This window comes from Rhodococcus sp. MEB064 (assembly GCF_000834565.1).
Lineage (GTDB): Bacteria > Actinomycetota > Actinomycetes > Mycobacteriales > Mycobacteriaceae > Rhodococcoides.
This window is the reverse complement of sequence record NZ_JXQS01000002.1, coordinates 136,115-148,550: the sequence shown is the minus strand read 5'-3', so window position 1 is coordinate 148,550 and position 12,436 is coordinate 136,115. Positions and strand designations below refer to the sequence as shown.

10 protein-coding genes are annotated in these 12,436 nt (G+C 67.8%); 3 read left to right on the top strand and 7 right to left on the bottom strand.

The window, feature by feature from the left end; all coding sequences use genetic code 11:
- Positions 1-55 precede the first annotated feature (55 nt).
- Entirely contained in the window at positions 56-823 is a 768-nt protein-coding gene (gene map, locus RU01_RS01050; RefSeq protein WP_042572627.1) for a type I methionyl aminopeptidase, read from the top strand.
- A 20-nt stretch (positions 824-843) separates the two neighbouring features.
- Positions 844-4,770, top strand: a complete 3,927-nt coding sequence (gene hrpA / locus RU01_RS01045; RefSeq protein ID WP_042572626.1) for an ATP-dependent RNA helicase HrpA — start codon at positions 844-846, stop codon at positions 4,768-4,770.
- Here hrpA and nrdR read toward each other — a convergent pair.
- Both nrdR and RU01_RS01035 read right to left on the bottom strand, forming a co-directional pair.
- Entirely contained in the window at positions 4,767-5,249 is a 483-nt protein-coding gene (gene nrdR, locus RU01_RS01040) for a transcriptional regulator NrdR (RefSeq protein ID WP_042572725.1), read from the bottom strand. The genes hrpA and nrdR overlap by 4 nt on opposite strands.
- Positions 5,250-5,359: 110 nt before the next feature.
- Positions 5,360-5,776: a hypothetical protein gene (locus RU01_RS01035; protein ID WP_156148731.1), complete on the bottom strand. Its 417-nt coding sequence runs from the start codon at positions 5,774-5,776 to the stop codon at positions 5,360-5,362.
- A 277-nt stretch (positions 5,777-6,053) separates the two neighbouring features.
- On the opposite strand from RU01_RS01035, the gene lexA reads away from it, so the two are divergent.
- Positions 6,054-6,833 (top strand): transcriptional repressor LexA, encoded by a 780-nt coding sequence (gene lexA / locus RU01_RS01030; RefSeq protein WP_042572624.1) that lies wholly within the window; start codon positions 6,054-6,056, stop codon positions 6,831-6,833.
- Positions 6,834-6,894: 61 nt separating this feature from the next.
- On the opposite strand, the gene RU01_RS01025 is transcribed toward lexA, so the two are convergent.
- The 5 genes from RU01_RS01025 to RU01_RS01005 form a co-directional block, all read right to left on the bottom strand.
- On the bottom strand, positions 6,895-8,037 hold the full coding sequence (locus RU01_RS01025; RefSeq protein ID WP_042572623.1) for an acyl-CoA dehydrogenase family protein: 1,143 nt from the start codon (positions 8,035-8,037) through the stop codon (positions 6,895-6,897).
- 163 nt (positions 8,038-8,200) lie between these two features.
- Positions 8,201-8,824 (bottom strand): IMPACT family protein, encoded by a 624-nt coding sequence (locus tag RU01_RS01020; RefSeq protein WP_042572622.1) that lies wholly within the window; start codon positions 8,822-8,824, stop codon positions 8,201-8,203.
- 9 nt (positions 8,825-8,833) lie between these two features.
- Entirely contained in the window at positions 8,834-9,268 is a 435-nt protein-coding gene (locus RU01_RS01015) for a hypothetical protein (protein ID WP_156148730.1), read from the bottom strand.
- 23 nt (positions 9,269-9,291) lie between these two features.
- Positions 9,292-10,575 carry a uracil-xanthine permease family protein gene (locus RU01_RS01010; protein ID WP_042572620.1) on the bottom strand — a complete coding sequence of 428 codons (1,284 nt, stop codon included), beginning with the start codon at positions 10,573-10,575 and terminating at the stop codon, positions 9,292-9,294.
- Between the two features lie 57 nt (positions 10,576-10,632).
- Positions 10,633-12,324, bottom strand: coding sequence for a phosphoenolpyruvate--protein phosphotransferase (locus tag RU01_RS01005; protein WP_042572619.1), 1,692 nt, complete (start codon positions 12,322-12,324; stop codon positions 10,633-10,635).
- Positions 12,325-12,436: the final 112 nt, after the last annotated feature.

Here is a 12,436-nt window from a genome sequence, read left to right as displayed (position 1 = left end):
TACCGGTCTGCTACCGTTCGTTGGTATTGAAATACCGACAGGAAGCGATGGACGGATGATCGAGCTCAAGGGCCCTGCCGAGATCGACAAGATGGCGGTGACCGGCGCATTCGTGGCCGAGACACTGACGACGCTGTCGGAGCAGGCGCAGCCCGGCGTGAACCTGATGGATCTCGAACATCACTGCCGCGACCTCGTCGCCACCCGCGGCGCAGTGTCCTGCTACTGGGACTACGCCCCCGAGTTCGGCAACGGGCCGTTCCGCAACGTCATCTGCCTGTCGGTCAACGACCGTGTGCTGCACGGCCTCCCGTTCGACCACACGCTCGCGGCAGGTGACGTCCTCAGTCTGGACTTCGCAGTGTCCATCGACGGATGGGTCGCCGACTCGGCACTGACCGTCGTCGTCGGCGACAACCCTGATCCTGCGGATGTCGAACTGATCGAGAGCACCCGGCGTGCGCTGGATGCCGGCATCGCCGCGGCCGTCGTCGGTGGGCGACTCGGGGACATCTCGGCGGCGATCGAGAACGTCGCCCGCGAGACCGGAAAGCAGGTCAATACAGATTTCGGTGGTCACGGCCTGGGCCGGACGATGCACGAGGACCCGCACGTGGCCAACGTCGGCCGTGCGGGATCGGGATTGAGACTCAGGGCCGGGATGACCCTCGCGCTGGAACCGTGGTGGTCGCGCGGAACGGCGAAGCTCGTCATGGACCCGGACGGATGGACCCTCCGGTCGGCCGACGGAACCATGACCGCCCACTCCGAGCACACCATCGCGATCACGGACGACGGGCCACGCATCCTGACGCAGCGGTGACGGATAAACTGGCCTGAGCCATGTCGACATCTGCTCCCCCGTCCTCCGGACACACCCGCCGCGACCTGACGGCCCGCCTGTCCGACCTCACCTTCCGTGATGCCCACAGGCTGCGCCGTCGTCTCGACCGCAGCCGTAAGCCCGCCGAACTCGAGTCGATCGCTGCCGAGATAGGACGTGCCGAGGCCACGATTGCATCGCGTCGCGCATCCGTTCCCGCGATCACCTACCCGGAGGCGCTGCCCGTCTCCGCGCGCAAGGACGACATCGCCGCCGCGATAGCCGAGAACCAGGTGGTCATCGTCGCCGGAGAGACGGGATCGGGAAAGACGACGCAGATTCCCAAGATCTGTCTCGAACTCGGTCGCGGCGTCCAGGGAGTCATCGGACACACGCAGCCCCGGCGACTGGCGGCCAGGACCGTCGCGGACCGTATCGCCGACGAGCTCGGTCAGGAGATCGGCGACGCTGTCGGTTACACGGTCCGCTTCACCGACCACTCCAGCGACAACACGCTGGTCAAGCTGATGACCGACGGCATCCTGCTGGCCGAGATCCAGCGCGACCGGCTGTTGCGCCGCTACGACACGATCATCATCGACGAGGCTCACGAGCGCAGCCTCAACATCGACTTCATCCTCGGCTACCTCGCGCGCCTCCTGCCACAGCGTCCCGATCTGAAGGTCATCGTCACCTCCGCCACCATCGACCCGGGCCGCTTCGCGCACCATTTCGCGGTGAACGGCGTCGACGCGCCGATCGTCGAGGTATCGGGCCGGACGTTCCCCGTCGAGGTCCGGTATCGGCCGCTCACGGTCGAGAACGGCGAGCAGACCATCGAACTCGACCCGGTCGACGCCACGTGCGACGCCGTCGAGGAACTGCTCACCGAACCCGAGGGCGACGTGCTGGTGTTCCTGTCGGGCGAGCGCGAGATCCGCGACACTGCGGACGCGTTGAAGGATCGCCGACTGCGGAACGTCGAGATTCTTCCGCTCTACGCCCGGCTGTCCGCAGCAGAGCAGCACCGCGTCTTCACCGGCCACACCGGTCGACGAGTGGTGTTGTCCACCAATGTCGCCGAGACGTCGCTCACCGTGCCCGGCATCCGGTACGTCGTCGACCCCGGCACCGCTCGCATCTCCCGCTACTCGCTGCGCACCAAGGTGCAGCGGCTGCCGATCGAACCGATCTCGCAGGCCTCGGCTCGACAGCGCGCCGGCCGCTGCGGACGTGTCGCGGACGGAATCTGCATCCGGCTGTACTCGGAAGAGGATTTCGACGCCCGCCCCGAGTACACCGACCCCGAGATCCTGCGCACGAATCTCGCATCCGTCATCCTGCAGATGGCCTCGCTGGGACTGGGCCGTATCGACGCGTTCCCGTTCGTCGAAGCCCCCGACCCGCGCAGCATCCGTGACGGCCTGGGCCTGCTCGACGAACTCGGCGCTCTCGAGTCGCAAGGCGAGGACGGTCCGGTCCTGACCGCTCTCGGCAAGGAGCTCGCCGGCCTCCCGGTCGACCCGCGTATGGCGCGCATGTTGGTCGAGGCCAATCGCAACGGATGCCTGCGGGAGGTGCTCGTCATCGTGTCCGCACTGTCCATCCAGGACGTGCGCGAACGCCCCGCCGAGCATCAGCAGGCGGCGGACGAGATGCACAAGCGATTCGTCGTCGACGGTTCCGACTTCCTGGCGCTCTGGGAGTTGTGGACATACCTCGGCGAGCAGCGACGAGACCTGTCCTCGAACCAGTTCCGTCGTATGTGCCGCTCGGAATTCCTGCACTACCTCCGCATCCGCGAATGGCAGGACCTGCACGGACAGCTGCGGCAGATCACGCGCGGCCTGGGATGGACGATGCCCGACGCGGGCGACTCCTCCGAGCCTGACCACGCCGTGATTCATCAGTCACTGTTGCCGGGACTGCTGTCCCACATCGGTGTTCGCGAGGGCGACAAGAAGGACTTCCTCGGAGCGCGCGGGTCGTCGTTCGCCGTGTTCCCCGGCTCGTCGCTGTTCCGTAAGCCTCCGCGGTGGATCATGGCGGCCGAACTCGTGGAGACGAGTCGACTGTGGGCGCGCATGGGTGCGCGCATCGAGCCCGAGTGGGCGGAGAAGTTGGCGCCGCACCTGATCAAACGTCAGTACTCGGAGCCGCACTGGTCGACGAAGCGCGAAGTCGCGATGGCCTACGAGCGCGTCACGCTGTACGGGATTCCGCTCGCGGCTCGCCGCCCGGTCACGTTCAGTTCGATCGATCCCGAGATTTCGCGGGATCTGTTCATCCGGCACGCCCTCGTGCAGGGCGAGTGGCGCACGCACCACCGCTTCTTCCACGCGAACCAGGAGATGCGCAGCGACGCAGAAGAACTGGAGTCGCGTGCTCGTCGCCGCGACATCGTCGTCGACGACGACACGCTGTTCGCGTTCTACGACGAGAGGATCCCGGCCACCGTCGTCTCGGCACGTCACTTCGACCGGTGGTGGAAGAAGACGTCGAGGACGACACCAGCTCTGCTCGACTTCGATCGGACGACCGTCGTCAACCCGGCGGCGGCTGCCGTCCTGGGCGGCGACTACCCGGACGCGTGGCGCCAGGGTGAGTTGCAGTTCCCGCTCACGTATCAGTTCGAGCCCGGACGTGAGGACGACGGCGTCACCATCACCATTCCGATCGCTCTGCTGCCGCAGGTAGCGGACGTCGGATTCGACTGGCTCGTTCCCGGCATGCGCGTGGAACTCGTCACCGCCCTGATCAAGACACTCCCGAAAGAGCTGCGGCGCAACGTCGTTCCCGCTCCGGATCATGCGGTGGCGGCAGTCGCGGCGATGCGTCCCCGCACGGAACCGCTGCTGGCTGCGCTCTCGCGTGAGCTCACCCGCATGGGCGCCGTACCGATCCGGCCGGCCGACTTCGACCCGTCCGCTCTGCCGCGACACCTGAAGATGACGTTCGTCGCCGTGGACGACTCGGGCACCCGTCTGGGCAAGGACACATCCCTGACCGCCCTGCGCGCACGGCTGGGTTCTGCTGCCGCCGCCGCGGTAGGAGCGGCGGCGAAGGATTCCGAGCGAGCCCCCGCGACCCGGTGGACCTCCGAGACCATCGGCACACTCGAACCCACCGTGACACGGACTGTCAACGCACAGACGGTCACCGGGTACCCGGCGTTGGTCGCGGAGAAGGGTGGCGTCGCGGTGCGGGTCCTCGGATCGGCGGCCGACCAGCGCGCGGCCATGCGGAACGGCACCCGCCGACTACTTCTCGACGCGATCCCGGTGGCGGGCAAGAACCTCCTGACCGGCCGCTCCCCCGCGCAGCGACTGGCCCTCGGCCAGAATCCCCATGGCAGCATCGAGGCGTTCATCGACGACTGCCGCACACTCGCGGCGGACGAACTGATGATGAAGCACGGCGGACCGGTATCGAGCCCTGATGCCTTCGCGGCGCTGGAGAAAGCGGTCCGGGGCGAACTGGCCGGACGAACCGCGGCGGTCCTCCGCCTCGCCGAGCCGAGCCTGGCTGCGGCTGCGCAGGTCCGACTCGCACTCGACGGAGCTCGAGGAGACGCAGCCGACGATGTCCGTCAGCAGCTGGAGGGTCTGATCTTCCCCGGTTTCGTCTTCGAGACGGGCGAGTCCCATCTACGGCATCTCCCCCGCTACCTGCAGGGTGCGGAGCGCCGACTGAGAGCCCTTCCGTCGAGCGCCACTCGGGACGCCGCGGGCATGGATGCCCTCGATCGTGTCTACGCCGACTACGACGCACTCCTCGAAGCCGTATCGGACTCCGTCGCCCGTAGCGATGCGGTGCGCGACATCGCGTGGATGATCGAGGAACTGCGAGTCAATCTGTTCGCTCAGACTCTGGGAACCGCGTACCCGGTGAGCGAGAAGCGTGTCCGCAAGACCATTGCGGACGTTCGGCGCGCAGCCGGACGCTAGGTTGCGGGCTCGGCTTCGGGGACGTCCAGACCGGCACGGTGCCGACGGAGATCGTCGATCTCTCGCTCGAAGTCGTCGGCACTGCTGAACGAGCGGTAGACCGACGCGAAGCGCAGGTACGCCACCTCGTCGAGGTCTCTCAGCGGGCCGAGGATGGCGAGCCCTACCTCGTTGCTGGGGATCTCGGCGGACCCGGACGCCCGCACGGTGTCCTCGACCTGCTGGGCAAGAAGCACCAACGCGTCGTTGTCCACCTGGCGACCCTGGCAGGCACGACGGACACCCTTGATGACCTTGTCGCGACTGAACGGCTCACTGACGCCGCTGCGCTTGACCACGGACAGCACAGCGGTCTCGACCGTCGTGAAGCGTCGACCGCATTCGGGGCAGGATCGGCGCCGCCGGATCGCCTGGCCTTCTTCCGCTTCGCGCGAATCGACGACGCGCGAGTCGGGGTGGCGGCAGAACGGGCAGTGCATGGGTAAGCGACCCCTCGGTAGCACGGACAACTCGGACGCCGTGTCGGCATCCGACCTGTCGAGGATACCGCCAGGAGCAGACCGCGAAGTCGCCGCGTACCCCAGCGTCGTCACCGTCCGGTGACGACGCCCGCGTCGATCTGTTGGGAGACGGACGGCTGCGTCGGCGCGTCTGCCGATCGCATGTTGGCGAGCCCTACGAGCCCCAGAGCCGACACCGCTGTGATCAGCGCCACAGCAACCATCGACGCGAATCCGTGCGACCGATGGGTGCGGTGTTCGACCTGCGACACGCCCGGCGAACGACGCCGGTAGTCCGTCGCGCCCGCGTCGGGACGGCTCGAATCCCGCGGAGCGGTTCGGCGACGAACCGGTGTGCGGCCACGGGTCTGCGTCGACGCCCCCTGCGTCCGGGCGGGCACCTGGCCCCAGTAGGACTCGTCGTCGCAGGTCCAGCGATCGGAGACGGGAGAATCGAGATCGATGGACCGTGCGGTGTCGATGGTCAGAACGTCACTACGAGTCACTGCAACCACTCCTCGTGGATAGCCGGTGGCCTCCGCGACGCTCTCCCACCGAGGTGTTCGAACGTCGCACTCGACCACGCGTTCGAATGAACGCATGTTCGATGTATAGCAGGGCCCACCGACAAAGTGCATCGAACACGCGACACGAATCGAACAGGTGTTTGATCCGAAGGGTGTTTCGGTTTAGGTTCGACACACGCACCACGGACGTGACACCAGCATCATCTGCACCACGGAGCTGGTTGTTCCACCCGCATCCACCGATGGAGGTATCTCGATGAAGGACGACAGCTCATCCGGCTCGGCTGGAGGGCGCACGACCGCTGGCGGTTCCGCCACCACGGCCGACACCGACTCGGGTCTCACCGAACGTCAGCGGCGCGTTCTCGAGGTGATCCGTGCGTCCGTCACCGAGCGCGGGTATCCGCCCAGCATCCGCGAGATCGGCGATGCGGTCGGCCTGACGTCCACGTCGTCGGTCGCCCATCAGCTCCGCACCCTCGAGCGTAAGGGCTTCCTTCGACGCGATCCCAACCGTCCCCGTGCAGTCGACGTGCGACTGCCCGGCGAGAACGGGCGGCCCGAGACTGCACCTGCCGTCGCGCAGGACGACATGGTCGCGTCGGACACCACCAACCATCTCGACACGTCCACGTCGAACGGTGACGACGACCGTCTACCCGTGCCGACGTTCGTTCCCGTCCTCGGCCGGATCGCCGCCGGCGGTCCGATCCTCGCCGAGCAGGCTGTGGAAGACGTCTTCCCGTTGCCACGTGAGCTCGTCGGGTCCGGCTCTCTGTTCCTGCTGCGCGTCGTCGGTGAGTCGATGATCGACGCGGCGATCTGCGACGGCGACTGGGTCGTGGTCCGCCAGCAGAACGTCGCGGACAACGGCGACATCGTTGCCGCCATGATCGACGGCGAAGCCACGGTCAAGACGTTCAAGCGCACCGGTGGCGACGTGTGGCTGCTCCCCCACAACGACCTGTTCGAACCCATTCCCGGTAACGACGCCGTGGTCCTGGGCAAGGTCGTCACGGTGATGCGCAAGCTCTGATCCACGACAGACGAAAGCCGGCGCTGGACATCCAGCGCCGGCTTCGTCATGTTCGATGTGGTTACAGATCCAACCCGCGACCGATGATCTCCTTCATGATCTCCGTCGTACCGCCGTAGATGGTCTGCACACGAGAGTCCATGTACGCCTTGGCGATCGGGTATTCCTTCATGTAGCCGTAGCCACCGTGCAGCTGCAGGCACCGGTCGATGAGCTTGACCTGGTTCTCGGTGGTCCACCACTTGGCCATGGCGGCTTCCTGCACCGACAGCTCGTTCGCGTTGAGCTGCTCGATGTACTTGTCCACCATGATGCGGACGGCGGTCGTCTCGGTCGCGCACTCGGCCAACACGAAGCGCGTGTTCTGGAACTTGCCGATCGGCTTGCCGAACGCCTTGCGGTCCTTGCAGTACTGGATCGTCATCGCCAGCGCCGACTCCATCGCGGCAGCCGCGACGACGGCGATCGACAGACGCTCCTGAGGCAGGTTCTGCATCAGGTAGATGAAGCCCATGCCCTCCTCGCCGAGCATGTTGGCGGCGGGAATGCGGACGTCGGTGAAGCTGAGCTCCGCGGTGTCCTGCGCCTTCATACCGATCTTGTCGAGGTTGCGGCCGCGCTCGAATCCGGGCATGTCGCGCTCGACGACGAACAGACTGAAGCCCTGCGCGCCCTTCTCGGGGTCGGTGCACGCCACCACGATGATGATGTCGGCATTGATGCCGTTGGTGATGAACGTCTTCGAGCCGTTGAGCACCCAGTCGTCACCGTCACGGACGGCCTTGGTCTTGATGCCCTGCAGGTCGCTGCCGGTACCCGGCTCGGTCATCGCGATCGCGGTGATCAGCTCACCGGAGCAGAAGCCGGGCAGCCAGCGCTGCTTCTGCTCGTCGTTCGTCAGCTCGATGAGGTACGGAGCGACGACGTCGTTGTGCAGCGTGAACCCGATGCCGCTGTAGCCACCGGCCGTGGTCTCCTCGGTGACGATGGCGTTGTAGCGGAAGTCCTTGACCCCGCCGCCGCCGAACTCCTCCGGCACGGCCATGCCCAGGAAGCCCTGCTTACCGGCCTCGACCCACACACCGCGGTCGACGATGTTCTGGGTCTCCCACTCGGCGTGATGCGGCGCGACATGCTGCTCGAGAAATTTCTTGTACGAGCTGCGGAAGAGGTCGTGCTCTGCCTCGAACAACGTGCGCTTCATGGTTCTCCTCGTTAGGCGTACGGCGGATCTCACTCGAGAGTAGAACCCGAGTGCACGCTGGGTCGATGACCAGTGCGAGCACGTTCGGTGACTGCGGTGCCGCCGCCGGGCGGAGTTCGGTGCGGTGAGCCGCGGTATCCGCGGCTCAGCGCACCCAGCCGCCTCAGAACCCGAGCACCCACCGGTGCCCGACGCGCTCGGCGACGACACCGCCGCTGGTCGCCGACGCGAGGACACCGTCGAGCCGGTCACCGTCCCCGATCACCCGGAGGCGCACGTCGGACCCGTAGGCGACGTCGTCGACGACGAATCCGTGCACGCGCAGAACGCCCTCCACCCGACCGGCATCCGCATGGGACAAGGCCATCTCGAGAACGTCGACACGCGCGAGCTCGCCCACCTCCGCACGGTCGAGCGCCGCACTCACCGCACCCGAGTACGCGCGCACCAAGCCACCTGCCCCCAGCTTGACGCCCCCGAACCAGCGGCTGACGACAGCCACCACATCGACGAGATCGCGGCCGGTCAGCACGCCGAGCATGGGAACGCCCGCCGTGCCACCGGGTTCACCGTCGTCCGATGCGCGCTGACGGCGGTGTTCCTGATCTGCGCCGACGACGAAGGCCCAGCAGTGGTGGCCGGCGTCGGGGAACTCTGCAGTCACCGCGGCGACCACCTCGAGCGCCGCGGACTCCGTGCGGACGGCGACCACGCGGGCGAGGAACCGGCTCCGCTCGATCACCGTCTCGGCGTCGACGGGTCGGGACGAGACGAGGGTGTGCGGCACGAAGGCAGCCTAGATCCGACGGTTGTGGCCGGCCTGCAGGACGAGAGGCGGCAGAATCCAGACGACGAGCGCCGCGGTCAACCACCAGTACCAACCCGGAACGGCATTCGGCGCCAAGGCTCCGACGAACAGAGCAGATCCACTGCAGCTTTGCAGCAGATCGACGTCACGGCGACGCACTGCAGGCCCGCGCAACCAGGAGATGCGCTGGTCACCGCTCTCCCTCACCGTCTGCCTCGTCGACGCAACGGCGAGAACCACGGCAACGATCAGGGCAACGACCGCAACCGTCGCACGAGCAGCAGTGTTGGGGAGCGCGAGCGTCGAGGCGGCTGCCGAGGCAGACACTGCGAGGACCAGCAGTGTCTTCCACGCCGGCACGGACTGCCACTCTTCGGGCGCCACACTGACGGGGCGCATGGGCTCCAGCGGCGGGTGACTCACCACCTCAGCGTCTCACGGACCGATCAGTCTCGTCGGCGCTCCGACAGCACGCGCAGCAACGGGTAGGCGACGAGGATGCCGAGCGAGCCCCACACGATTCCGCCGAGTTCGACGGACCCGATCGTGAGGGTCAGGTCACCGACACCGGCGACCAGTGCCGCAGCCGCGACCATGAGGTTGACGGGCTTGGTGAAGTCGATGCCCGCCTCCTGCCAGATGCGGACGCCGAGAAGGCCGATCAAGCCGTACAGCACCAGTGTCGCACCCCCGATGACTCCGCTGGGGACGGTGAAGATGAGGGCGCCGAACTTCGGCGAGAACGCCAGGACCAGCGCGGTGATCGCCGCAACCCAGTAGGCGGCGGTCGAGTACACGCGCGTCGCGGCCATCACGCCGATGTTCTCCGCGTAGGTCGTGGTGCCGGATCCGCCACCTGCTCCGGCGAGCGCCGTGGCGACACCGTCCGCGATCAGGGCGTCACCGGCGACGTCGTCGAGAGGCTTGCCGGTCATCGCGGCGACGGCCTTGACGTGTCCGACGTTCTCGGCGACCAGCACCACGACGACGGGCAACGCGACCAGGATGGCCGAGAGTTGGAAGGTGGGTCCGGTGAACTCGGGAGCACCGAACCACGACGCCTCGCGCAGGGCATCCATCCGCAGGGGGTCCACGGCGCCGGTGACTGCGCCGAACACCCACCCCACGACGACGCCGACGAGGATGCCGAGCCGCCCGATGAGCCCCGGAACCGCGACGGTCACCAACAAGACGACGACCAGCGTCACGGTGGCCACCAGCGGCTGAGCTTCGTACGACGTCGTGGCGGTGGACGCGAGGTTGAAGCCGATCAGCGCGACGATGGCGCCGGTCACCAACGGAGGCATCACGGCGTCGAGTGCTGCGCTGCCCGCGATCTTGACGACGACGCCCACGGCGGCCAGCGCGACGCCGACCACGAGAACGGCGCCGAGTTGCACGGCAGCACCGTCGCCCGCCGTGGCGGCGAGCGGTGCGATGAAGGCGAACGACGACCCGAGGTAGCTGGGCAGCCGGCCGCGCGTGATCAGGAGGAACAGGGCAGTGCCGAGTCCGGAGAAGAACAGCGTCGTCGTGACCGGGAACCCGGTGATGGTGGGAACCAGCAGCGTGGCGCCGAACATCGCGACGACGTGCTGCATCCCGATCCCCACCGTGCGCGGCCAGGACAACCGCTCGTCCGGTGCGACCACGGCGTCGGGTGCCACGGTGCGACCGTCGCCGTGCACGGACCAGCGAGGGAAGAACTGCCTGGATCGAGTTGTCGTCACGGCGGAAATGATGTCACGCGGGAAGGCCGGAGGCCGGTCGAAGGGGGTCGGGCCTCGTCACCCGAGCAGGCTGGACGCGATCTGACGTGCTTCGGCGGGGCTCGAGGTGGACAGAACGGCCTCGGCCGCGGCGCGGCACTGATCGAGGGTGACCGTGCCGAGCTTCGCACCGACACCGGCGACGGCGGCCGACGCTGCCGAGAGCGAGGTGACCCCGAAGCCGACGAGGACGCAGGCGAGAAGCGGGTCGGCTGCGGCCTCACCGCAGACCCCGACGGGCTTGTTCACTGCTGCACCGGCTTTCGCTGCGTGCGCGACCAGCGTGAGAACAGCGGGCTGCCACGGGTCGGTCAGCGCCGCGAGATCGGCGGACATCCGGTCGGCTGCCATCGTGTACTGCGCGAGGTCGTTGGTGCCGATGGACAGGAAGTCGACGTGATCGAGGATGCGGTCCGCGAGTAGCGCTGCGGCGGGGACCTCGATCATGACGCCGGGAGTGAGTCCGCGCTCGCGCACGTCGGCGGCGAAGGCCTGCGCCTCGGCGGACGTGGCGATCATCGGGGCCATCACCCACGGGGAGGACGCCGTCGACGCCGCGGCGGCCGCGATGGCGTCGAGTTGGCGATGCAGGATGCCGCGGTTGCCCTCGGCGATCCGGATGCCGCGGACGCCGAGCGCCGGGTTGGCCTCGTCGGCGTGGTTCGCGAAGCGCAGCGGCTTGTCGGAACCGGCGTCGAGCGTGCGGACGACCACTTTCGATCCGTCGAAGGCGTCGAGTACCTCGGCGTAGATGGAGGCCTGCTCGTCGACGGTGGGCTCGACGTCGCGGTCGAGGAAGCTGAGCTCGGTGCGGAACAGGCCCACACCGTCGGCGGCGGTGGACCGAGCCGCTCGTGCTCCAGCGCCGTCCTGCACGTTCGCGAGGATGTCGACGCGGTGGCCGTCGGAGGTCTGTCCGGGACCGCTCCAGCCGGCGACCTCGGCGAGGTGCACGGACGAATCCTGTACGGCGGCACGCGCTGTCGACGGATCGGGCTCGATGTCGATGCGCCCGGTGGTGCCGTCGACCATGACGAGCGTTCCGACGGCGACGTCGTCGAGGCCGGTCGCCGCGACGATGCACGGAATACCGAGCTGGCGGGCGATGATCGCGGTGTGGCTGGTGGGGCCGCCGAGCGAGGTCGCCAGTCCGACGACGAGAGATGCGTCGAGGCCTGCGGTGTCGGCGGGCGCCAGGTCGTCCGCCAGGAGCACGGACGGCTGGGACGGGGTGGGGATGCCCGGCTCGGGGAGGTCGGACAGTTCGGCGATGACGCGGTCGCAGATGTCCATGAGGTCGGTGATGCGCTCGGCCATCCGGCCACCGAGCTTGGCGAACATGGCGACGAACTGATCCGTCGCGGTCACGGCGGCGAAGGCGGCGTCCGAGCCCTTGCCGATGGCTTTGACGCCGGCGCCGATCCACCCGCGGTCCTCGGCCATCGCGGCGTTGGCGGCGAGTACCTCGGAGGCCGATCCTGTCGCCAGCGCAGCGCGAGCCTGCAGGCGTCGGCCGACCTCGGCTGCCGCGGCACGGAAGCGCTCCTTCTCCGCGTCGCGTGCGTCCTCGGCGATCTCGGTAGCCGTGTCGGGCCGCGAGGGTCGCGGTGCCGGGCGGACGACGGGCCCGTATCCGACCCCGGGCACGACCGGCGTTCCCTGCACGTGCGCCGTCGGCTGTGCGTCGTTCACGGTGACCGATCCCGTCATCTGGTTCCTCCTGCTACCGAGTGGGTGCGGGGGCGTCTCGCCGACCGCTGTGTGTCGCGTCTCCCGCGACAACTTCTGTGATTCAGATTACTCGAACCTCTTGACATGTCAA